We start from the raw sequence: 20,975 nt of genomic DNA on the forward strand, positions 1-20,975 counted from the left end.
CGGCGGCGTGGGTCTGGATCGCCTCACCGGCGGGCAGCGCCTCGCGGTGGATGGCGTCGGCCACTTCGAACGCGGGCACCTCGAAGGCCGGTTCCGGCTCCTCGTCGGCCGGCGCGGCCGGCGCCTCGTCCACGGCCAGCGGCGGCGTGGCGCGCGGCACGGGGATGATCTGGGCCGGGGCGCGCTTGAACACGTCGGCCAGCGCGCCGTTGATGATGCGTTCCTTGAGCAGGTCGGTGTCCATCAAGAGGTCCAGCAGCGGGCCTTCCACGATCACGTCGCCGCGCCGTTCGATGAAGCCCAGCTTGGCCAGGATGCCCAGGTTCATGTCGAGGCGGGTCTTCTTGCCCAGCTTGTCGCCGAAGTCGGCCAGCAGCGCCTTGTAGGCGATGCCGATCGATGTATCCTCGGCGCGCGGCAAGGGCTTCTCCACGCCGAACATGTCGTTCTGGTCGTCCTCGGCGTGCTGGTGGGTTTCCTGGCGCTCGCGCTTGGGCAGGATGATCTGCGCCCACAGCACCACCAGCAAGGCCACGCCGTCGCGCGACAGGCCGAAGTTGTTGTTCTGCCAGACGTCGCGCGCGCCGAAGATCTTCGGCTCGATGGCGCGCGTCAGGGCCAGCGTGACGTGATCGGCGTACACGTTGTCGAGCAGCTTGAGGCCGGTGGCCAGCAGGCGCGCGTCCACTTCGGCGCGGAACAATTCATCCGACAGCACGCGCTTGACCAGCTTGTCGTCGCGGCGCAGGGTCTGGTGCGTGAGCAGGCGCGCGATCAGGATTTGTGCATCGTCATTCATCGGTCTTGTCGCCTTGCGGATCGAGGGAGAGGGACAGCGTGGCCAGCGACATGGCCGCCACGTGCAGGTCGGGCAGTTCGATCATTTCGTCGGACGGGGTGAAGGTCACGGGCAGGCGGGCCAGTTCGGCCGTGGCGCCTTGCAGGCTGGCTTCGGAGGCGTCGCCCAGCAGCGGCAGCAGCGAGGCGCGGTACGAGGCCACGGCGAAGGTGGCCGGCAGCAGCGAATCCTGGATCGGAATCGATTTCGGCGCTTCCTCCGCGATGCTGGGGAAATTGCCCAGCGCGGCGAAGTCGGACAGGCGCGCCAGCCAGTCATCCAGTTCTTTTTGCATGGCGGGTGTGTCGTTGATGGTGGTGGGTGCATCCTGGCCGGCCGGCAGGCCGCCCGGCGCCGTGCCGGACACGCGGTCCGACAGCAGCTCGGTCTCGGCCACGTCGATCATTTCGGCCGGCGTGATAAACAGCGGCACGACCGGCTGGTCGATGGCGCCGTCGGCCAGCGAGGCCAGGTCTTCATGTTGCAGCAGCCAGCGCTTGATGTCGGTGGTCGACAGGCCGGACTGGCCCAGGTGCACGCGCTGGCGTTCGATCTGGTTCAGGGCGCGCGAGAACATGCCCTGCATGTTGAGCAGCGCGCTCTGGGCGCGGCCGATGGCCTGCGCCGCTTTATGGGTGGCGCTGTCCGCGTTCTCGTCGGACGTGATGGCGCGCAGGATCTCGGAGCCCTTCTCGACCCAGTCGCAGGCCATGTGCCACTTGGCCTGCGAGGCGCGCAGGCGGAATTCGGAACCGGAGGCGATGGCGTCGGCGAATTCCTCGGTCAGTTCGACCAGCCGGCCCAGCAGGTGCTGGAGCTGCTCGACGGTGACCCCGCCCACGGCCTGGGCGCCGGCCACCTGCGACAGCAGGAAACCCATTTCCGCCTCGTCCTCGTTCTGGCCCAGCGCCAGCAGGCCGTCGATGGCCGACAGCACGTTGCGGGCCATGGGCGTGACGCGGTACACGGCTTGCTGGGCGTCCCAGGCCAGGAGCTGGTTCGAGCGCAGGCGCATCAGCACCGTTTCCAGGCTTTCGGGCAGCAGGTAGGCCAGCCGGGTGTTGATGTCGGCGCGCGAAAACGCCGACGTGGCCGTGTCGGACGCCAGTTCGCGCAGCACCAGAAGGCGCACCAGCACGCCGTCGAAGCCGCCGTGGAACAGGGCCGTGAACACCTGCAGCAGCGGTTGCGCGCGCTTGAGGTGGTAGACCTGTTCGATCTCGTCGGCCGATACGTTGGGCTGGAAATGGGCTTGCAGCGTGTCCTGGTGCTCTTGGCCGCTGCCCGGTGCTTCCGCGGCCGCGGCCGCATTTGCCATTATTTCTATCATTCTGTGTCTTCTCGATGATGATTAAGATGACAACAGAATCCACCCTCGCGGGCCCGTCATCGTCATCGCGGGGGCGTCAGTATATCAGGCACGGCGGCTATTTCCTGCTGATCTTGTCCAGCGTCTGATCGACGAAGTCGCCGTCCGCGTCGGCGAAGCGGATGCGCACCGGATACCACTCCAGCGATGGCGCCAGCCACAGGTCCACCTGCTGGCCCTGGGCGTCCGGCGGCGGCGCCTTGACCAGGTGCAGCGCGTTCACGTCGCCCTGGCCCGTGTGCACGGTTTCCTGGTTGACCACCTTGAACACCCACGGTTCGGCGTCGTGCGAGCCGGCCACGAAATAGGCCCACTCCGTACCGGGCTTGAAGCGCTCCGGGTTGGCCCTGGCCTGGGCCAGCAGCTGCCACGGGGCGCTGGTGCGGTCCTGCTCCCCGCCCTTGAGCGGGTAGCTGTCGTCGCCCTCGGTGAACACGATGGTCTTGCTGTCGCGCTTGAAGGTAGTGGTGCTGGGGTCCTTGCGGAAGCGCTTCTGGTAGAACGTGACGGGCGCCAGGCCATAGCCGTCCACCAGCCCTTCGCTGCGATTCTCGAGGATCTTGCCGAAGATGACAGCGTGGCTTTCCGTGCTGATGCTGTACTTGCCCTCGCCCGTCTGCCACGCCACCACGGCATCGCCCGAGATGGGCAGACTGCGCTGGCGGGCCTGGATCGTGTAGCGCAGCTGGGCCGATGGCGGCAGACTGAAGGCGCGGCGCACGCTGGGGTGCTCGCTGGCGGCGGCGGCCGTGGTGCTGGTCGCGTCCGCGCCGGTGGCCGCGGCCTGCCGGCGCTGGGCGGCCGGCGCCGGCAGCGGCGCCGCCAGCACGGCGGCCGCCAGCAGCAGCGCCGCCGTGGTGTTCGAAGTTGTCATGGTCATTTTCCCGAATTGGTTATGGTGATTCTGGAGACGGTCTGCGTGGTCAGCGCGCCGCTCGCTTCCGTGTTGCGGATCTGGACCGGATACCAGTACTGCGATGGCGCCAGCCAGACGTCCAGCCGCGATGAATACGTGCCTGGCTTGGGCGGGCGGGTCAGGTGCCAGGTCTGCAGCTTGCCCAGCCCCGTTTCCAGCTCCTCCTCGCCCACCAGCTGGAAGCGGAAGATGTTCGCTTCCTTGTCCTCGCCCACCAGGATGTCGATATCGGTGCCGAACTGGTTGGGGTCGGCCCGGCCGATGGCGCCCAGCTGGAACGGCACCGTGGCCTTGTCCTGCGCCCCCACCAGCAGCGGGTAGCTGCGTTCGGACGCGGAGAACGTGATGGTGCCCTCGTCGCGGTTGAAGTGGGTGGCCGTTTGCGAGCGGCCGCTGCGCTTCTCGGTCGCCGTGACGGGCGCGATGCCGAAATCGTCGATGGTGCCGGTGCTGGTCAACACCAGCAAATTGAGGCGGGTGATCAGCATGCTGATGCCCGCTTCCACCGACAAGGTGTAGCTGCCGCCGTCAGTATGCCACTTCATGGCCGCCTCGCCCGTCCATTTGGTGCCGTTGGCGTCCACCCGGCGCACGTCGAGCAGGAAATCGGCCGATGGCGGCAGGTTGACCTTGTAGCGGCGCATGCCCTGGCCCGGCGCCTGCACGGGCGGGGCCGGTGGCGCGTCGCTGGTCTGGGCCGTGGGGGCCGGGGCCGCGCCCGGCGTGGCCTGGTCAGCGCCCGCTTGCGGCTGGGTGGCGGCCGGCGCGCTGTCGGCGCCGGCCTGGGCCTGGCCAGCGGACGCGGACAGGGCGTTGCTGTCGGCCACGGGCGGCGCCGGTTCGGGCGCAGGTGCGGGAGTAGGTGCGGGCGCAGGTTCCGGGGCCGGCGGCGGCGGCGCGGGCCGGCGGGCCGGCTTGGGCGCGGGCTTGGGGGCCGGTGCGCTCAACGGCTGCAATTCCGGCAACGGCGCAGCCTCGCGATGCTGCGGCAAGGCCAGGTGCAGCTGGGCCGTGACCAGCGACGGCGGCGGCCGGCGGCGCGCTTCGTGCTGGCCGAGCTGGGTGCCGACCCAGGCTATGGTCAGGTAGTGCAGCGCCACGGTGGCGGCGCCCAGCAGCAACCAGCGGCGGCGTGGGCGGAGGAAGGTGGCGATCGTCATGGCGCTAGTTTAACGTGTCTGCGCCCTGCTCCGCTGACAGCGCGCGGCGCGCCATGCGCCGGCGCGTCAAGACGGCGCGTCAAGACGGCGCGTCAATCAGGGCGCGAATGTTGTCAAAACCTTTTGAACGCCCTTGCGATATCTGCTACGCTAAACGTTCACTCACAGGAGAAACCAGCCATGTCGAACCCTCAAATGCCCAACATCCCCGGTGCTGCAGTCATGACGGACACCCTCGATTTCGTCAAGAACCTGTGGGGCAGCATGAGCGTGCCGGGCCTGACGGCGCCGACCCTGTCCGTGGATGAACTGGACAAAAAAATCAATGACTTGAAGGCCGTGGAAACGTGGCTGAACCTGAACATGAGCATGCTGCGCGGCAGTATCCAGGCGCTGGAAGTGCAGCGCGGCACCATCGCCACGCTCAAGTCGGTGGGCGCCAGCATGGCGGCAGCCGTCAACCAGGGCGGCGGCGACGCCAAGTCACTGCTCGACACGGTGCCGTATGCGTCCGTGTTCTTCCAGCAGGCGCAGGCCGCGATGCCGGCCAAGGCGCCCGTGAAGGAAACCCCGCCAGCGCCCGCCGCTGCGCCAACGCCGGCCGCGCCGGCTGCCAGCGCGGCATCAGCCAACACGGCGGCAACCATGGGCAGTACCGCCAAGCCGGCCGCCAGCCCGAACGCCGACGCGGCCGCCCAAATGGCCAATCCGGCCGTGTGGTGGAATCTGCTGCAGGACCAGTTCAAGCAGGCCGTCTCCAGCACGCTGGGGCCGGAGGCGATGACGAGCGCCGGCAAGATGGCGGCGGCGGCCACGGCGGCCGCCACCTCGGTGGCAAAATCGGCAGCCAATGCCGCCACGGCAGCGACGGCCGCCGCCAAACCAAAAACGGCATCTGCGGCGGAAGCGGCCAAGCCCGCATCGGCCAAGACACCGGCCAAGGCGGCCGCCAAACCACGCGCGGCCAAGGCCAAGCCGGCCGCCAAGCCATCGTCGGCGGAATAAAGTCTGGTGCACCGGCGGCGCGCGCCGCCGCTATCAGGACAGGCGCAGGATGCGGATGGCTTCGATCAGGCCATCCGCCTGGCGCTGCACTTTCTCGATATTGATCAAGCCTTCTTCGGCCAGCCGCTTCGCGTTGTCAAGCGCGCCTTGGAAGCTGTCCAGCGTGTCGCCCTTGGCGGTCACGGGCCGGATCCAGGCCGTACCGCCGATTTTCATTTTGTCATAAACTTCTTTGGCGATATCGCGCATGGGTGTGCCCTTCTCTTGGCTGGTGCTTATCATAGGGCGCGGACCAGCCGCAGGGGCTGCGGGCCGCGCCGGATTTTCAGTGTAATCATTTGATCGGTGGGAAACAAGCGCGCGCGCGTGGCCACCGTTGCGTCCATCCATCACTCGGATGAGGTCTGCTCCAGGGCCTCGGCCACGGCGTCCAGCGCGGCCACGGGGGCCGGCGCCAGCAGGGCCAGTTGCTCCATCAGCTGGGCGAAACGCTGCTGGCCCGGCGCGATGTGATCGACATGCATCAGCACGCCGATAGCCTCCTCCGACAGCTCGTGCGAGTAACCCTTCTGCTGCAGGTGGGAGATGATGATCTGGGCTGAATTGAACAGGATACGCATGTTGTTGGGCAGCGCCAGGCGCGCCTCGCGCATCCATTCGACGGCTTCATCCAGCTTGCCCGTCTTCCACAGGATCACGCCCTTGTTCATCATGTCGGCCGCTTCCTTGCGCGAGGACTTGATGAGGGCCTCACCCTCCTCGCCCATGCGCGCCTTGTCGAACACTTTCTGAATATCGTCCAGCAGCGGCTCATTGTCGTCGTTGTTGCGGGCCACGTAGCACAGCAGGTCCACCGGCGCTTCCTTCACGCCGACTGCGAACAGCAAGGTGGCCATCTCCATGCAGGTGGGCACGTCGGGGCGCAGCTTTTCCTCGACCAGCATCTGTTCCAGTTCGTCGCCGGATTTACGGGCGCGCCGGTAATCGCCGCTCTCGTGATAGACCAGGCCTTCCGTGATCTTGGCGCGCAGGTTCACATGGTCGCCCGAGAACTGCTGCAGCGCGGAGTTCAGCAGCCGCAGCGCCTCCTTGGTATCGTTCTTCTGGCCGTACACGCGGGCCAGGCCGAAATACGCGTCCACCGTCTTGAGGATGGAATATTCGCCGATCTCGATGCACTTGCGGAACGCGCGCTCGGCCAGCGGAATGTTGCCCAGCTTGAGCGCGGCCACGCCCAGGCTGCGCTGGCGCGGCACGGAATTGGGTGACAGCTTGGCCGCCTTTTCCAGCACGTCGCACGCTTCCTCCGTCTTGCCCATGCGCTGGTAGGCTTGCGCCAGCTGGTCGAACGCGTCGATGTAGAAACGGTTTTCCGCGATCACGCCCTGGAACATCTGGCGCGCCGCTTCCAGCTCGCCGTTGTTCATGCGGATCTTGCCCAGCCCCGTGCGGGCCCAGTTATATTCGCGCCCTTCGAGCACTTTCTCGTACACGGCGCGCGCCTGTTCCGGCTCGCCGGCCTTGAGCAGCAACGTGGCCTTCATGCGCAGCAGGTCAATCTCGTGCAGCTTGTTGTGGGCGATCTGCTGGTCGCACAGCCGGGCCGCGCGCAGGAAATCCTTGTCGCCGAAAGCCTGGTCGATGTCGCGGAAGATCTGCTTCTTGTGCCACACGCGGTTCAGACGGGTCAGCAGCACGCCTTCCGTGATGGGCTTGATGATGTAAGCGTCCGGCTGGTGCTCGGCCGCGCCCATCACCGACTCCACGCTCTTCTCGGCCGACACCATCAGCCACACGCTGCTGGGCAGCATCAGGTGCTTGATGCGGGCTTCCTCCAGCACCTGCTGGCCGTTCTTGCCCTCGCCGAGGTTGTAATCGCACAGCACCACGTCGTAGCGGGTCTTGGCCAGCAACACCATGGCCTCGCCGCCGCTGGCCGCCTGGTCGATATGCTTGGCGCCCAGGTTGCGCAGCGATTCGCGCAGCAGCTGGCGGATGCCGACAAAGTCGTCCACCAGCAGGTAGCGTTTTTCAGCCCAGTCGACGGCATCGATGGCGGCGGGATGGAGGGCGGCGCTGGTCATGGTATGTGGGGTTCCTAAGGCAAGCGCAGGACGAAGCAGCCGCCGCCCAGCGTGCCGCCGTTCGACAGCGCGATGCTGCCGCTGCGCTGGCGATGCTTGTGCATGCGCGCCACTTCGCGCGAGAAGTACAGCCCCAGGCCGCTGCTGTTGGTGAGGAAGTTGACGCGGCTTTGTTCCATCGGCGCGGCGCCCGCCTCCAGCATGGCGGGCGGGAAGCCGTCGCCGTTGTCCTCGACCCGCAGTTCCAGCTCGTCGCCATCGACGCGGATGGCCAGGCGCACGCGGTCGCGCGTGTAGCGGATGGCGTTGTTGATGGCGTGCACCAGCACGCCGATCACGAGGTCTTCATCGAAGCTCCAGATCAGCTCGGGCGCGTAATCGAGTTCCAGCGTGATGCCACGCGACTTGAGCAGGATGCGCGCCTGCGACGCCACCTGTTCGACCAGCTCGCTGATCTGCTGCGGCGCCGGGTCGAACGGGTAACCGGGCTTGCCCACTTCCTTGTACAGGGCCAGCAGCTGGATCAGGTTATCGTTCAGGCGGCGCGTCTGGTACAGCATGTGCGCCATCTGGCTGTAGGGCGTGGGTTCGGCGGGATCGGCGTCCGTCGCGGGGACGACGGCGGCGGTGGGCGCAGGCCCGGCCGACAGCAACTGCTCCAGCGTGCCGCTGAGCACACCGATCGAGTTTTTCATGTCGTGCACGGTCGAGGCCAGGAACAAAAACAGCTCGGGCGCACCCGCTTGGTCATCCATCATTCAGCTCTCCAGAAGGGGCCACGCGGCGCCCTTGGTGCCCGCATCGTTGGAGTTGAATTATATCCTGCTGACAAGTGCAATCGCGTGGAATTGCGCTGGAGCAATAGCCAAGTTGGCGCGGATGCAACGCTTGCCCGCGCCAGCGCGCAGGACTGGCGGTGCAGCGCTCGCACTACTGGCTGCGGCGGCGCTGCTTGAGCAGGAAGCGGCCCGGGTCGATGGCCTCGGCCAGCGTGGCTTCCACCGGCAGCGGCGTGCCCTCCAGTTGCGACACCAGCAGCTCGGCCATCAGCGGCGCCCAGATGATGCCGCGCGACGCGTAGCCGAGCAGGCAGTACAGGCCCGGATGGCGCGGCACGTCGCTCAACTGCTCGAGACGGCCGGCCGATGCATAGTCGGGCAGCGCGCCGGCCAGCGGCAGCCGGTCCGGCGCGGCGCAGCGGAAGCCGACCCGGCCCGCCAGCGGCGCGTCGTCCACCCGCACGCCGTCGAGAATCTCGGCCAGCCGCGTGAGGTTCTCCTGCTGGCAGGACGCACGCAGCGCGCGCTCATCGTCGGTGCCGTAGGTGGCGCCGGCGCACACCACGCCGTCCGACGGCGGCGTCACATACGCTTCGCGGCACACCACCAGCGACTGCGGCGGCACGCGCTCGGCCGCCAGGTGCGTGACCTGGCCACGCAAGGCCGACAGCGGCAACTCGGCCGCCTGCGCCAGCCGCGTGGCGCCCGTGCCATTGGCCAGGATCAGCGTCGGCGCTTGCGCCAGCAGCGCGCCATCGGCCGCGCGCACCTGCCATTCGCCATCCACGTGCGCCAGCGTGAGCGCCTCGGCATGAAACACGCGATGCAAGCGTTCACCGCAAGCGTCCAGCATGGCCTGGCACAGCGACGAGGGACGCGCCCAGCCACCCTGCCCGAACAGCCAGCCGCCATGCGGCGTGGCCGAACCAAGCAAGGCGCTGGCGGCCGGCGCATCGAGCCAGCGCACGAATTCCGGCGGATAGCCGCCCTGCTCCACCACCTCGCGCTGCACGCGCGCGTGGTTGGCGTCGCGCGCCAGTTGCAGCACGCCGCAGCTGGCGCCCCGGAACACCTGTCCCACGCCGCCCATGCGCTGCCATTCGCGCAGCGCGAACAGGTAGGCGGTGCGGGTCAGGCGGGTGGGGATGTTGTCGTCCTTCGACAGCAGTGGCATGAAGATGCCGGCATGGTTGCCCGACGCTTCCTGCGCCGGGCCATCGTGGCGTTCGATCAGCGTCACCTCCCAGCCGCGCGCGCACAGGCGGTGGCAGGCGGCCGAACCGGCCACGCCGGCACCGATGACGATGGCGCGCCGCACGGGTTCCGGCAGCGCCGGCGGCTGCGGACGGCCGCTGGCGAACCGCGCTTCAATATCGGGCACGGCATGGTCCCGCGTCGCCGCTGCGACCTTGCAGGAAAAACCGGCCGCCGTCAGCGCCCACACCAGCGCCTCATCGGGCGCCTGCGCCTGCAGCGTGGCGCCCGGTGCGGCCAGGCTGGCCAGTGCACGGGCCAGCGTGCGCGCGGGCGGCTGCTCGCCAACGGCGGCCGGCAGGTGAAATGCGTGTACCCGCGCCACGATCTGCGGCAGCATGGCTTGCACCGTCCCTACCATCAGATCGAGCGTGACGCGGCCGCCATCGAGCACGATGCGGTGCATGCCGGGCATGGGCAGCTGCCACAAGGCGCGCAGTTGCGGGTCGGCGATGTCCGATGCTTGCGGCGGGGACGGCGCGATGGCGAGGTAGTGCAGTTCGCCCATGCTGGCGGCCCACGTTGCCATGAAGTGGGCGCCATCACCAAAATCCGTCGCGAGGACGACGTGGCGCGCGCTCATGAATGGTGCGCCGCGTGGCGGAAGCAGCTTGGGTCGTGGTCATCCACCATGCCGATGCCTTGCATGTAGGCGTAGATGATGGTCGAGCCGACGAACTTGAAGCCGCGCTTGGCCAGGTCCTTGGAGATGCGGTCGGACAGGGCCGTCTTGCTGGGCCGTGGCTGCTCGGCGTTGACGATGGGTTGGCCATCGACGTAATCCCACAGCAGGCTGTCAAGCGAGCCGCCCTCCGCGCGCAGGCGCAGGTAGGCGCGCGCGTTGCTGATGGCGGCGGCCACCTTCAGGCGGTTGCGCACGATGCCGGGATCGGCCAGCAGCAGCGCAACCTTGGCCTCGTCGTAGGCGGCGATCTTTTCCGCGTCCCAGTTGTCGAACGCGGCCCGGTAGCTGTCGCGCTTGTTGAGGATGGTTTCCCAGCTCAGTCCCGCCTGCGCCCCTTCCAGGTTCAGCATTTCGAACAGGCGCAACTCGTCGTGGCAAGGCACGCCCCATTCATGGTCGTGGTAATCGAGGTAGCGGGGATTGGCCGGGTTGGCCCAGCGGCAGCGGGTAACAGTCATGGCGGCAAATTCAGGCGCTTCAGGCGCTCAGGCGCTAAGGGCGGTCAGTATAAATTATTTGGGCCATGCCGTACCGGCGCCGGATCATGGCTCAGGCGCGCGCCAGCAACTGCTCGGCCGCGAAGATCCCCGACAGCAGCGACGTGCTCACGCCGAAGCCCGGATACGACGTCTGGCCCGCCTGGTACAGGCCGGGAATGGGCGTGGCGTGCGGATACTGGGCGCGGCTGTCGGCGGCCGGCGACAAACCGTAGACCGCGCCCTCATACAGGAACATCTGGTCGCGGAAGTCGCGCGGCGAACGCACGCGGCGCACGGCCACGTCCAGCGGATGCAGCGCCGCCAGGGCTTGCTGCGCGGCCTGCGCCACTTGCTCGCTGCGCGCATCAGTCCACGCGTCAGGCGCCAGCGACTGGTCGATGGACGGGTACACTTCGATGATGCTGCCGCCACCGGACGCCAGGCCGGGCGCGGTGACGGTGGGCACGGTGTAGGCCAGGCAGGCCATGTCGCCGGCATCGAGGAAGCGGTGCTGCTGCTCCATCAGCGGCGTGCGGTAATTGAAATGGCTGACACCATCGATGCGGTTGCGCAGCCCGAACTGCACCGACACGGCCCGCTGCGACAGCGGCGCGCGCTGCGTCTTCCTGCGCATGGCGGCGGGCACGTCGGCCGGGTTCAGCAGCGAAGCGAAAGTGTGCATGCCGCTGACGGTGGAAACGATGGCGTCGTACGGTACGGCGCCACTGCCTTGCACCTGCAACGCGGCGGCGCGGCCATGCGCCACGTCGATGGATGTCACCTGCGTGCCGCAAACGAGCTTGCCGCCCAGCGCCAGCAGGCGCTGTTCCAGCACGGCCGGGATGGCGCCCATGCCGGCCACCGGCAGGTAGAACTGGTCGAGCAGCATGGCCATCGTGCCCACCATCTGGAACGCCGGCGTGCGCTCCGGCGCCAGCCCCGTGTACAAGGTGACGTTGGCCAACGCGGCGCGCAGCTTGGGATCGGCGATGTGACGCCCCAGTTCCTTGCCCACGGTGCCGGCCAGCTTGGGCAAATGGCGCCAGGTGGCCGCCAGCAGGCGCGGCACGGATAACGGCCGCACGATGATTTCACCCGTCAGCACGTCATACAGTTCGCGCCAGCGGGCCGCCAGTTGCGCCAGCTCCGCCCGCAGCGCGTCGGCGCGGCCATCGAGGCCGGGGCCTTGCGTGGCCAGCGCGCCGCCAACGCCAAAAGTGATGGCGCTGCCGTCGTCGAACGTGGAGGTCTGCATGCGCTCGATCTGGCGCAGCGGCAGCAGCGCGGCACGGTCCATGCCCAGCCGCGCGAAGCCCACGTCGAGGATGCCGGGGATGGCCAGGTACATGGCGCCGTCGTTGAACTGGTAGCCGTCAAGCTCCGTGGTGGTGCAGCAACCGCCCGCGCGCTCGGCGCGCTCGTACACGGTCACTTCGAGGCCGCGTTGGGCCAGGTGGATGCCGGCGGCCAGCCCGGCCACGCCCGCGCCGATCACGGCGACCGTTTTCGTCTTCATGCGCGCTCCTGGTAACAGCCCGGCCGCGCGAAAAGATCAGATCGGCCGTGGCGGCACACAATCTATCACTTTTTTGACAACATTGCAGGCCGCCGGCGCCGGCCTGCCCTGGCCGGTCTTATTTGCCCGGGTTTTTCAGCTCCCGCTTCAAGCTGTCGCTCATGGGGAATTTGAAGGTGGGGGTGAGGAACCACTTGCTGTAGATCTTGGTGAATTCGCCCGAGGCGCTCAGCTTGGTCAACGTGGCATCGACCAGCTGTTGCAGCGGCTTGTTATCCTTGCGCAGCATGATGGCGATCGGGTCGCTGGCCAGCGACTCCTTGAGCAGCACGAAGCCTTTGGGATTGCTGGCGGTGGCTGCCAGCTGCGCCAGCTGCACATCGTCGTGGACAAAGGCGTCCACCTTCTTTTGCTGCAGCGCGCCGAACGACTCCACGTTGTCGTGCGACTTGACGAACTGGATGTGCAAGCCCTGGTCCAGGTCAGCCTTGGCCAGCGCCGGCGCGCCAGACGCCCCCTGGTTGACGATCACGCGCTTGTCTTTCAGGTCGGCGATGTTCCGGATGCCGGCATCGGCACGCACCATGACCTTGGTATCGGAGTAGAAAATGGGCGTGGAGAACGCCACTTCCGTCGCCCGCTGCGCCGTGACCGACGTCGAGCCGCATTCCAGGTCGATGGCGCCCTCCTTCACTTTCGCGATCCGGTCGCTGGACGACACGGGCACGTAGCTCACTTTCAAGTCCGGCTGGCCCAGTTCCTTGCGGATGGCGTCGATGACGGCGCCGCACAGGTCGATGGTGTAGCCGGCCGGCTGATGCTGGGCGCCGGCGAACGAGAACGGCTGGGACGCGTCCCGGTAGCCTATCGTGATCGTGCCCGGCTTGGCCAGCTTGAGCTGCCCGCCCGTTTCGGCCGCCACCGCGTTGGCCATCATGCCCGCCAGCGCAATCGCCAGCACCCGTACTTTATCGCTTCGCATGGTTCGTCTCCTCTTGTCATTGCGACGTGAAACACGCAGAGACTGCAAGCGGCATGCCAGCGCCGGGCGGGCCGGCACCATTTTACAAGCCCTTGTTTTTACGACGGATTATCTCGCCAGCGGCGAAAAGGACAGCGTGCCGGTCTGAAAAACTGGACGATGCGGCGCCGGCGGCTATGAGTAGTTGGAATAGCGTGCCGCGCATGGCATCTGCGGCAGCCGCACCAGGCCGGCGCCCGCTCAGGATTCCAGGTCGCTCGACAAGCCCACGCGGCGCCGTTCGCCGCCCAGTACCAGCGGGCCGGCCAGGCTGCTCAACAGGCGCACCTCGCCCTCGGCCACGGCCTGGTCCAGGTTGTGCATCAGGCGCGGGAACAGGCCGTCCGGGCGCGATCCTTCCGTGCTGTACAGCGCGGCCCAGGCGTTGCGCCCGGAACGCTTGGCGATGTACAGGCCCTGGTCGGCCAGCTCCACCACCTGCGGCCACGGCAGCAGCCGCGGTTGCGATGGCAGGAAGGGATAGCAGGCGAAGCCGATCGAGCAGGTGCGCGCCAGCCGGGTGCCGTCCGGCAGCTCGAAGTCGCGTTCGGCCACGGCGCGGCGCATGCGTTCGGCCACCACCCGGGCCTCGTCGCGGTGGGTGGCGCGCGCCAGCACGAGGAATTCCTCGCCGCCCCAGCGCACCAGGTAATCGGATTCGCGGAATACTTCGCGCAGCCGCTCCTGCATCTGCACCAGCACCGCGTCGCCGGCCGCATGGCCGTACTGGTCGTTTACTTCCTTGAAATGATCCAGGTCGACCATGAAGAACACCAGGTCCTTGGGCGCCAGCAGCTCGCATTCCGTGGGCGCGCGGTGCGCCGGCTGGTCGTAGCCGCGCAAGCTCATGGCCACGTCGGCGTCCACGTTCTGCAGGAAGAAGCGGCGGTTGCGCAAGCCCGTCAGCTGGTCCGTCAGGCTCACGTCCTCGAGCGCCTTGTAGGCCCGCTCCAGTTCCAGGTTCTTTTCCAGCAGCTGCTCCTGGGTCGCGCTCAGGGTCTTGAGCGTGGCCGCCACCTGGCGGTAGGCCGCCGCGTTGTCGAGCGCGATGGCGCCATAGGCGCACAAGGTGCGGAAGATCAGCCGTTCCCGTTCGCCGTAGGCGTGCGCCTGCAGCGACTGCACCGTCATCACGCCCAGCACGCGCTCGCCCACGCGCAGCGGCGCGAACAGCAGGCTCAAGGTGGGCAAGGTGCCGGGGATCAGGTTGGGGGTCGCTTGCGCATCCTCGATCTCGACCAGGATCTCGCGCCGCTCGCGCACGCAGCGCGCGGAATTGGCGCCCGGCTCCGACAGCGGCACCCGCATGGCCGGCAGCGGCTGGCCCGCCTCCACGCCGAACACGCAGCTCAGCGTCTGGCCGTCCGGCTCCAGCAGGAACACGGAGAAGTGGGTGGCGTCGAGCAGGCCATGGACGTGGCGGTCCAGCGCCCCGAACACGGCCGCCGCGTCCAGGTGGGCCGTGATCTCCTGGCCGATGGCGCTCAGGTGTTCCAGCGTGGCGCTGGTCTGTTGCAGCACCTCGGCCCGCTGCGCCTCGGCCGCCGCCAGCTGGCGATGATGCTCGCCCTCGGTCTGGGCGCGCTCGGTCTGGTACTGCACCTGCATGGCGATGGCGCGGTTGGTGGCCTGCTGGTTGTGGATGCGCTCGCGCGCGGCGCTGGCCTGCAGCGCGATCTCGTAGGCGCGCGCATGGTCGCCGGTGGCCGCGTACTCGCGCGCGGCCGCGTCCAGCAAGGGGCCGGGCACGATGTAGCCATCGATGGTGGCGGCGATGCCCAGCGCCAGTTGCAGGTAGTGCAGCACGGCGTTGGCCGCGTTCATCGGTTGCGGGTCGGGCAGCGCGTGGCGCGCGTGGATGCGGGCCAGTACGTCGAGCGCGGCGATCTGGTTGGACGCGTCGCCATGCTCGCGCGCCAGTGCCAGCGCGGCGTCGGCGGCGGCCACGGCGTCGGCCGGACGGCCCAGCTGCGACAGGGCGTGCGCCTGGCCGCGCCGGGCGCTGCTCTGGAAGTCGGACTGGCACAGCGCGTCGCCGCGCTCGGCCAGCCGGGAAAAGCTCTCCAGCGCGGCCGGGTAGTTGCCCAGGTCCAGCGCCAGGTCGCCCTGGTATTCGAGCGCCACGGCGTAGGCCCGTGAACCGGACAAGGGCGCCAGCGTGTGCAGCGCCTCGCGCAGCAGATGCTGGGCCGCTTCGCGCTGGCCCAGGTGGCGCAGCGTCTCGCCGGTCTGCATCAGGCACAGGCCCACGCTCATGGGCCAGCCCGTGGGGCGGGCCAGGTCCAGCCCGCGCTGCATCCATTCCAGCGCCGCCTCGTGCGCGTTCAGGCTGGTGAAGGCGTTGCCGATGTTGGTGGCCACGATGATGGCGCGCCGCAGCTGGCCGGTAGCCAGCGTGGCCTCGTAGGCCCGCATCAGGTGGCCGATGGCGCGCCCGAAGTCGCAGGCCTGGTAGGCGCAGGTGCCGAAATAATCGTTGATCCAGCCGGCGGCCGCCACCGGCTTGCCGTCCAGCGCCCCGTCGAAGCGGCCGGCCCAGCGGGCGCTGGTGCTTTGCCAGTCGGCGAACACGGTGGTGATGGCGGTGGCCGCCTCGATCACGTCCAGGCGCGTGGCGTCGCCGCCGGCGCGGGCCGCGGCGGCGGCCTGCTCCAGGCAGGTCCGGGCTTGCGCGGAGCCGCCACGGTCGGTGGCGATCCAGGCCAGCAACCACAGCGCGTCGGCCTGGCCCGCGTGGTCGGCCGCCTGTTCCAGCGCGGCCAGCGCGGCGCGCGCCAGCCGTTCGGCGCCGTCCAGCTGGCCCCGCAGCCAGGTGGTTTCCGCATCGATCAGTTGCAGGCGGGCGGCCAGCGGCGCGCGCTCGGCGTCGGCCAGCTGGTGCAGGCCGACGGCCGCCTCAGCCGACCAGGCGGCCGCGCGCACGGGGTCGCGCTGGCGCATGTGCCAGGCCAGCCGCATCAGCAGCGCCAGCCGCACCTGCCCCTGGGCGCCGGACAAGTCCGCTTCCCATTGCGCCAACTCGTGATCGAGCGCAAACATGTCCACCAATTCCGTCCCCCACCTGTCGTGCCCCGCCCCGGGTCCCGGTGGCGCGGCGCTATTGCTCTAACGCATGTATACGTCCGTCAGCATTATTCCACAGTTTGACAGCCCCGCCGCGGCCTGGCCGTCTCCCGTATGGCGGCCACGCCACAAGCTATTGATTCGCAAGGCAATTTTAGTTCCAGAAAGAAATGAAGATTTATTCTAAGAATTATTGCAGCCAGTGTCGCGCGAGTGCCACGGCCCCCGAGAATGACAGGAATGACAACGCGGTCGAGACCAGGATGATGCGGGCGATGCGGCCCGTGTCGGCCCCGAAGCGCTCGGCCAGGATGGCCACGTTGCTGGCACTGGGCAGGCAGGCCACCAGCACGATCACGGCCAGCGCCTGCCGTTCCAGCGGCACGCCGAGCGCCCGCGCCCCCAGGCCCAGCCCCAGCATCAGCAGCGGATGCAGCAGCAGCTTCTTGAACGCCACCGGCACGTAGTCGCGCCAGTCGGTGGCGGCCGCGCTGCTCATCTGGGAGCGGGCCAGCACGGCGCCCATGGTAAACAGGGCCACGGGCGAGGCCGCGTCGGCCAGCAAGCCCACGGTGCGCATCAGCGGCCCCGGCAAGGTCAGCCCGGCGGCCGAAGCCAGCGCCCCCAGCGCGATGGCCCACGGCAGCGGGTTGCGCACCATGCCGTGCAGCGCATTGCGCAACGCAGCGCGGCCGTGACCGCTGCCCACGCGCGACAGGGCGATGCACAGCGAACTGGTGATCACCATGTCGATGGCGATGGTGACGATCACCGGCCCCGACGAGGCCGGCCCCAGCAGCGCCAGCAGCAGCGGCACGCCCATGAAGCCCGTGTTGGGAAACGCCGCCACCAGGGCGCCGAAGGCGGCGTCGTTCCAGCTGATGCGGTGGCTCAGGGTGACGGCCACGGTCAGCCCCACCATCAACAGCGCCCCCAGCAGGTAGACGCCGGCCACGCCGCCATCGAGCAGGCGGGCGATGGGGGTGCCGGCGCCAAAGCGGAACAGCAGGCACGGCAGCGCGAAATACAGCACGAAGGCGTTCAGGCCGGGAATGGCGGCCAGCGGCAGCAACGTGCGGCGGGCGGCCAGGTAGCCGCACAGCACCAGCGCGAAAAAGGGAAAGGTGACGGACAGGATGGCGAGCATGGCCCGCCATTGTAGCCGCAGCCGGGCCCGTCCACGCAAACGGAACCGGCAAGGCGCGATACGGCGGCTACAATATATTTGCCATGGACCGGAATAAAGGCCAGGGCCGCTTCGTATACGTCAGTGCAAGTCCGCTCACACTTCACCAACAACAAGGAAGCCATCATGCACACCACCACCCGCACCACCCTGGCCGCCGTGGCCGCCCTGCTGCTGTCGGGCGCCGCCCTGGCCGACGACGTCCTGATGAAAAAGGATGGCGTACTCGTCACCGCCACCGGCATGACCGTCTACACTTTCGACAAGGACGTGGCCAACAGCGGCAAGAGCGTCTGCAACGGCCCCTGCGCCGAGCTGTGGCCGGCCGTGTCGGCGCCGGCCAGCGTCAGCGCCCCGTATTCCGTCGTCACCCGCGACGACGGCGCCAAACAGCTGGCCTATAAGGGCAAGCCGTTGTACGTGTACGGCAAGGACGCGCCGGGCCAGCGCAACGGCGACAACTTCAAGACCATCTGGCACGTGGTGAAGGACTAAGCCCCCATGCACGACGACGGCGCCCGCCTGGTGGCCTGCATCCCGCGCCTGCGCCGCTACGCGCGGGCGCTGCTGGGCGAGCGCGACGCGGCCGACGACCTGGTGCAGGACACGGTCACGCGCGGCTGGGACCGGCTCGCCACGTGGCGCCGCGGCAGCGACATGCGGGCCTGGCTGTTTTCCATCATGCACAACCTGCATGTGGACCGCCTGCGCCAGCCCGGCCTGGCCACCGTGCCGCTGGACCCGGACGTGCCGCAGCCGGCCGATCCGGCCCAGCCCTCCGACCGCCTGGCCGTGCGCGACCTGGACGCCGCCCTGCAACAACTGCCGCCCGAACAGCGGGCCGTGCTGCTCCTGGTGGCGGTGGAGGAACTGAGTTACGAGGAAACGGCGGCCACGCTGGACATCCCGCTGGGCACGGTGATGTCGCGCCTGTCGCGCGGGCGCGAACGGCTGCGCCTGTTAATGCAGGGCCAGCCCGTGCCCGCCACGCTGAAAGTGATCAAATGAGCGCACCCGTCGTCGAAGCCGAACTGCAAGCCTGGGTCGATGGCTGCCTGGCGCCCGCCCGCCGCGCGGCCGTGGACGCCTACCTGGCCCTGCATCCGGACGAGGCGGCCCGGCTGCAGGCCTACCGCCAGCACAACGCGGCCCTGCGCGCGCGCTACAACCCGGTGCTCGATGAAGCGGTGCCGGCCGCGCTGGCGGCCCGTCCGCATGGCCGGCTGTGGCACGCCGCGCGCGGCATCATGGCCGCCAACGGCCCCTGGCGCCACGTGGCCACGCTGGCCCTGACCCTGGCCGGCGGCGTGGCCGGCTGGTGGCTGCACGACGTGGCGCCGGGCGGCGCGCCGGGAGCGGCGCCCGCCAGTGCGCTGGCCAGCGCGCGGCGCGCTGCACCTGCGCCGTCGTCCGCGCCGGCCCGTCCGGCCAGCGTCGCCGCCAGCCCGGCCGCCCGGCTGGCGACGGCGGACGTGCCGCCCACGGCCGAAGGCCGGGCCCTGGCCCGCAGCGCGGCCGTGGCGCACGCCGTCTACAGTCCCGAATTGCGCCACCCGGTGGAGGTGGGCGCCGACCAGCAGCAGCACCTGGTCACGTGGCTGTCCAAGCGGCTGGGCGCACCGCTGCATCCGCCGCAACTGGGCGCGCTGGGCTACGAATTGATGGGGGGACGCTTGCTGCCGGGCCAGAGCGGCCCGGTCGCGCAATTCATGTATGACAATGCTGGCGGCGGGCGCCTGACCTTGTATGTGTCAACGGAACAGCGCCACAACCGCGACACGGCCTTCCGCTTCGCGCAGGAAGGCCAGGTCGGGGTGTTCTACTGGATAGACGGGCGCTACGGCTACGCCCTGTCCGGCGCGCTGGACCGGGCGGCGCTGGCCAGGCTGGCCGACGCCGTCTACGCCCAGCTCGAGCCGCCCGGCTGAGGGAGTGGCCCGACAAGGGCTGCCCCCTGCAAGTCGCTTCAATCAGCCCATGGCCTCGTGGTGACGCCTCGCCATGGTCAGGTTGAACCGGCTTCCCAAGGCCGGGGTCAGGCGTGCTTGCCCACTTCGATCAGGCGCGAGCGCATCACCTCGCTGGCGGCCGGGCCGGGCGCGAACATGTAGTCCTCGTCGTTGATGGCCAGGCCGCTGTTGGCGTCCACCAGCACCTGGTCGGCCGGCTTGCCCGTTTCGCGGCTCACCACCAGCAGGCTGGCCCCTTCCGGCGCCAGGTGGTCGTTGCCCCAGGCGATGAAGGCCAGCAGCACGGGCTTGAAGTCGCGCCCGGCCTTGGTCAGCACGTACTCGTAGCGCGGGGGACGGGTGCTGTACTGGCGCCGCTCCATCAGGCCGCCTTCGACCAGGCCGGCCAGGCGGCGCGTGAGCATGTTGGGGGCGATCTTCAGACTCTTCTCGAACTCATCGAAACGCGTCATGCCATAGAACGCGTCGCGCAGGATCAGTATGCTCCACCACTCGCCGACCTTGCCCAGGCTGCGGGCGATGGGGCAAGGCATGCGGCCAAAATCAGTATGTTTCATAATTGACTCCGTAGCAGTTTCGGTCCAGGTGAGAATGACAGGGCGCAGTGCCGCGCCGCCATTCCATTATTGGCCTTTCACAAAAACCGTGCTTTTGCTGCAAGCGACTGCGCGTTTGCAAGCGGAGAAAACTATTAAATTTTTTAGAAAGATAGGCATAATAAGCAACATCACATGCTAGCTACTCACCCGACAGGCACCTGACCACCACCCATGCAACCGACCAGCGCCCCGCCCATGCGCAACATACTCGTCGTGGATGATTCCGCGTTCGAGCAGCGCATGCTGATGGACTTGCTCAGCGAGCAGCCCTATCGGATCTCGGTCGCCTTCAACGGCTTGCAGGGCTACCAACTGGCGCTGGCCAACCAGCCCGACCTGATCCTGCTCGACGTGCGCATGCCCAATATGGATGGCTACACGGCCTGCCGCCTGCTCAAGGCCAATCCGGCCACCCACAACATCCCCGTCATCTTCCTCAGCGGCGCCGGCGCCGACGAGGAACGCATCATGGGCTTGTCGATCGGCGGCGTGGATTATGTGTCCAAGCCGTTCTCGCCGGGCGAGCTGGCGGCGCGCATCCAGGTCCACCTGAACCTGGCCCGGCGCAACCATCCGCCGGTGATCGCCCCCGAACCGGCCACCGCCGCGCCGGCGCCGCCGTCCGATCCCGATGCCGTGCTGGTGGCGGCCGCCAAGCGCCTGATCGGCGACAACCTGGCCGACGTGCCGGCACTGGCCGAGATCGCCCGCGCCGTGGGCACTTACCGTGAAAAACTGTCGCAAGCGTTCCGCGCCCAGACCGGCATGACCGTGTTCGCCTACATCCGCGAACAACGCTTGCGCCGCGGCCAGCAACTGTTGAGCGAGTCCGACATGGATGTCCAGGACATCGCGTTGTTAATTGGCTTCAACAGCGCCGGCAATTTCGCCACCGCCTTCCGCGAACACAACGGCGTCACGCCCAGCGCCTATCGCCAGGCCATGCAGCAGAAAAAAGCGCCGGACGCCTGAAGCGCCTATACTGTCTGCCTTATTCCACTCCACTCCACTCCGCTGCGCCGGAAGGACTGGTTTCCTGCCGGCCTGCGCA

18 protein-coding genes and 1 pseudogene are annotated in these 20,975 nt (G+C 68.4%); 5 read left to right on the forward strand and 14 right to left on the reverse strand.

The annotated features are described in order from the left end of the window. Nucleotides 1-70: 70 nt before the first annotated feature. From H3H36_RS11155 to H3H36_RS11170, 4 genes and pseudogenes are all read right to left on the reverse strand, one after another. A pseudogene (locus H3H36_RS11155) lies at nucleotides 71-799 on the reverse strand (hypothetical protein); the annotation flags it as partial. Continuing rightward, nucleotides 792-2,156 carry a hypothetical protein gene (locus H3H36_RS11160; protein WP_182217406.1) on the reverse strand — a complete coding sequence of 455 codons (1,365 nt, stop codon included), beginning with the start codon at nucleotides 2,154-2,156 and terminating at the stop codon, nucleotides 792-794. The pseudogene H3H36_RS11155 and the gene H3H36_RS11160, both read right to left, overlap by 8 nt. A 109-nt stretch (nucleotides 2,157-2,265) precedes the next feature. After that, nucleotides 2,266-3,081, reverse strand: a complete 816-nt coding sequence (locus tag H3H36_RS11165; RefSeq protein ID WP_182217408.1) for a DUF3108 domain-containing protein — start codon at nucleotides 3,079-3,081, stop codon at nucleotides 2,266-2,268. 2 nt (nucleotides 3,082-3,083) lie between these two features. Next, nucleotides 3,084-4,283, reverse strand: coding sequence for a DUF3108 domain-containing protein (locus H3H36_RS11170; RefSeq protein ID WP_182217410.1), 1,200 nt, complete (start codon nucleotides 4,281-4,283; stop codon nucleotides 3,084-3,086). Nucleotides 4,284-4,463: 180 nt separating this feature from the next. Between H3H36_RS11170 and H3H36_RS11175 the strand changes: the two genes are divergently transcribed. Further along, nucleotides 4,464-5,288 carry a PhaM family polyhydroxyalkanoate granule multifunctional regulatory protein gene (locus H3H36_RS11175; RefSeq protein ID WP_182217412.1) on the forward strand — a complete coding sequence of 275 codons (825 nt, stop codon included), beginning with the start codon at nucleotides 4,464-4,466 and terminating at the stop codon, nucleotides 5,286-5,288. Between the two features lie 33 nt (nucleotides 5,289-5,321). Here the strand turns inward: H3H36_RS11175 and H3H36_RS11180 are convergent, their stop codons facing one another. The 9 genes from H3H36_RS11180 to H3H36_RS11220 form a co-directional block, all read right to left on the reverse strand. Beyond that, nucleotides 5,322-5,537, reverse strand: a complete 216-nt coding sequence (locus tag H3H36_RS11180; protein ID WP_182217414.1) for a hypothetical protein — start codon at nucleotides 5,535-5,537, stop codon at nucleotides 5,322-5,324. A 140-nt stretch (nucleotides 5,538-5,677) separates the two neighbouring features. Beyond that, nucleotides 5,678-7,372, reverse strand: a complete 1,695-nt coding sequence (locus H3H36_RS11185) for a response regulator (protein WP_182217416.1) — start codon at nucleotides 7,370-7,372, stop codon at nucleotides 5,678-5,680. A 14-nt stretch (nucleotides 7,373-7,386) separates the two neighbouring features. Then, entirely contained in the window at nucleotides 7,387-8,127 is a 741-nt protein-coding gene (locus H3H36_RS11190) for a sensor histidine kinase (protein WP_182217662.1), read from the reverse strand. Nucleotides 8,128-8,302: 175 nt separating this feature from the next. Further along, nucleotides 8,303-9,934, reverse strand: coding sequence for an FAD-dependent 5-carboxymethylaminomethyl-2-thiouridine(34) oxidoreductase MnmC1 (gene mnmC1, locus H3H36_RS11195; RefSeq protein ID WP_229219862.1), 1,632 nt, complete (start codon nucleotides 9,932-9,934; stop codon nucleotides 8,303-8,305). A 50-nt stretch (nucleotides 9,935-9,984) separates the two neighbouring features. Then, entirely contained in the window at nucleotides 9,985-10,548 is a 564-nt protein-coding gene (locus H3H36_RS11200) for a DNA-3-methyladenine glycosylase I (protein ID WP_182217421.1), read from the reverse strand. Between the two features lie 91 nt (nucleotides 10,549-10,639). Beyond that, nucleotides 10,640-12,085 carry a phytoene desaturase family protein gene (locus H3H36_RS11205; RefSeq protein ID WP_182217423.1) on the reverse strand — a complete coding sequence of 482 codons (1,446 nt, stop codon included), beginning with the start codon at nucleotides 12,083-12,085 and terminating at the stop codon, nucleotides 10,640-10,642. Nucleotides 12,086-12,203: 118 nt separating this feature from the next. Beyond that, entirely contained in the window at nucleotides 12,204-13,067 is an 864-nt protein-coding gene (locus H3H36_RS11210; RefSeq protein WP_182217425.1) for an amino acid ABC transporter substrate-binding protein, read from the reverse strand. A gap of 240 nt (nucleotides 13,068-13,307) precedes the next feature. After that, entirely contained in the window at nucleotides 13,308-16,145 is a 2,838-nt protein-coding gene (locus H3H36_RS11215; protein ID WP_182217427.1) for a sensor domain-containing diguanylate cyclase, read from the reverse strand. A 214-nt stretch (nucleotides 16,146-16,359) separates the two neighbouring features. After that, the gene (locus tag H3H36_RS11220; protein ID WP_182217429.1) at nucleotides 16,360-17,316 is read right to left on the reverse strand and encodes an AEC family transporter; all 957 of its coding nucleotides are present in this window, start codon (nucleotides 17,314-17,316) and stop codon (nucleotides 16,360-16,362) included. Nucleotides 17,317-17,481: 165 nt separating this feature from the next. Between H3H36_RS11220 and H3H36_RS11225 the strand changes: the two genes are divergently transcribed. From H3H36_RS11225 to H3H36_RS11235, 3 genes are read left to right on the forward strand one after another with little or no spacing between them, the layout of a single operon-like run. Next, entirely contained in the window at nucleotides 17,482-17,850 is a 369-nt protein-coding gene (locus H3H36_RS11225; RefSeq protein WP_182217432.1) for a COG4315 family predicted lipoprotein, read from the forward strand. 6 nt (nucleotides 17,851-17,856) lie between these two features. Continuing rightward, nucleotides 17,857-18,363, forward strand: a complete 507-nt coding sequence (locus tag H3H36_RS11230) for an RNA polymerase sigma factor (RefSeq protein ID WP_182217434.1) — start codon at nucleotides 17,857-17,859, stop codon at nucleotides 18,361-18,363. Beyond that, nucleotides 18,360-19,283: an anti-sigma factor family protein gene (locus tag H3H36_RS11235; protein WP_182217436.1), complete on the forward strand. Its 924-nt coding sequence runs from the start codon at nucleotides 18,360-18,362 to the stop codon at nucleotides 19,281-19,283. The genes H3H36_RS11230 and H3H36_RS11235 overlap by 4 nt, the downstream gene beginning before the upstream one ends. A gap of 107 nt (nucleotides 19,284-19,390) precedes the next feature. On the opposite strand, the gene H3H36_RS11240 is transcribed toward H3H36_RS11235, so the two are convergent. Further along, nucleotides 19,391-19,882, reverse strand: coding sequence for a winged helix-turn-helix transcriptional regulator (locus H3H36_RS11240; protein ID WP_182217438.1), 492 nt, complete (start codon nucleotides 19,880-19,882; stop codon nucleotides 19,391-19,393). 213 nt (nucleotides 19,883-20,095) lie between these two features. Between H3H36_RS11240 and H3H36_RS11245 the strand changes: the two genes are divergently transcribed. After that, nucleotides 20,096-20,896, forward strand: coding sequence for a response regulator transcription factor (locus H3H36_RS11245; protein ID WP_182217440.1), 801 nt, complete (start codon nucleotides 20,096-20,098; stop codon nucleotides 20,894-20,896). Nucleotides 20,897-20,975: the final 79 nt, after the last annotated feature.

It is taken from the genome of Rugamonas fusca (assembly GCF_014042365.1).
Taxonomy (GTDB): domain Bacteria; phylum Pseudomonadota; class Gammaproteobacteria; order Burkholderiales; family Burkholderiaceae_D; genus Rugamonas; species Rugamonas fusca.

Excerpts from the sequence above, each read along its gene's own strand:
- H3H36_RS11190 (WP_182217662.1), bottom strand. The coding sequence starts at position 8,127 with ATGGATGACCAAGCGGGTGCGCCCGAGCTGTTTTTGTTCCTGGCCTCG.
- H3H36_RS11240 (WP_182217438.1), bottom strand. The coding sequence starts at position 19,882 with ATGAAACATACTGATTTTGGCCGCATGCCTTGCCCCATCGCCCGCAGC.
- H3H36_RS11225 (WP_182217432.1), top strand. The coding sequence starts at position 17,482 with ATGCACACCACCACCCGCACCACCCTGGCCGCCGTGGCCGCCCTGCTG.
- H3H36_RS11175 (WP_182217412.1), top strand. The coding sequence starts at position 4,464 with ATGTCGAACCCTCAAATGCCCAACATCCCCGGTGCTGCAGTCATGACG.
- H3H36_RS11205 (WP_182217423.1), bottom strand. The coding sequence starts at position 12,085 with ATGAAGACGAAAACGGTCGCCGTGATCGGCGCGGGCGTGGCCGGGCTG.
- H3H36_RS11230 (WP_182217434.1), top strand. The coding sequence starts at position 17,857 with ATGCACGACGACGGCGCCCGCCTGGTGGCCTGCATCCCGCGCCTGCGC.
- H3H36_RS11185 (WP_182217416.1), bottom strand. The coding sequence starts at position 7,372 with ATGACCAGCGCCGCCCTCCATCCCGCCGCCATCGATGCCGTCGACTGG.
- H3H36_RS11220 (WP_182217429.1), bottom strand. The coding sequence starts at position 17,316 with ATGCTCGCCATCCTGTCCGTCACCTTTCCCTTTTTCGCGCTGGTGCTG.
- H3H36_RS11180 (WP_182217414.1), bottom strand. The coding sequence starts at position 5,537 with ATGCGCGATATCGCCAAAGAAGTTTATGACAAAATGAAAATCGGCGGT.
- mnmC1 (WP_229219862.1), bottom strand. The coding sequence starts at position 9,934 with ATGGCAACGTGGGCCGCCAGCATGGGCGAACTGCACTACCTCGCCATC.
- H3H36_RS11170 (WP_182217410.1), bottom strand. The coding sequence starts at position 4,283 with ATGACGATCGCCACCTTCCTCCGCCCACGCCGCCGCTGGTTGCTGCTG.
- H3H36_RS11165 (WP_182217408.1), bottom strand. The coding sequence starts at position 3,081 with ATGACAACTTCGAACACCACGGCGGCGCTGCTGCTGGCGGCCGCCGTG.
- H3H36_RS11210 (WP_182217425.1), bottom strand. The coding sequence starts at position 13,067 with ATGCGAAGCGATAAAGTACGGGTGCTGGCGATTGCGCTGGCGGGCATG.
- H3H36_RS11215 (WP_182217427.1), bottom strand. The coding sequence starts at position 16,145 with ATGTTTGCGCTCGATCACGAGTTGGCGCAATGGGAAGCGGACTTGTCC.
- H3H36_RS11235 (WP_182217436.1), top strand. The coding sequence starts at position 18,360 with ATGAGCGCACCCGTCGTCGAAGCCGAACTGCAAGCCTGGGTCGATGGC.
- H3H36_RS11245 (WP_182217440.1), top strand. The coding sequence starts at position 20,096 with ATGCAACCGACCAGCGCCCCGCCCATGCGCAACATACTCGTCGTGGAT.
- H3H36_RS11200 (WP_182217421.1), bottom strand. The coding sequence starts at position 10,548 with ATGACTGTTACCCGCTGCCGCTGGGCCAACCCGGCCAATCCCCGCTAC.
- H3H36_RS11160 (WP_182217406.1), bottom strand. The coding sequence starts at position 2,156 with ATGGCAAATGCGGCCGCGGCCGCGGAAGCACCGGGCAGCGGCCAAGAG.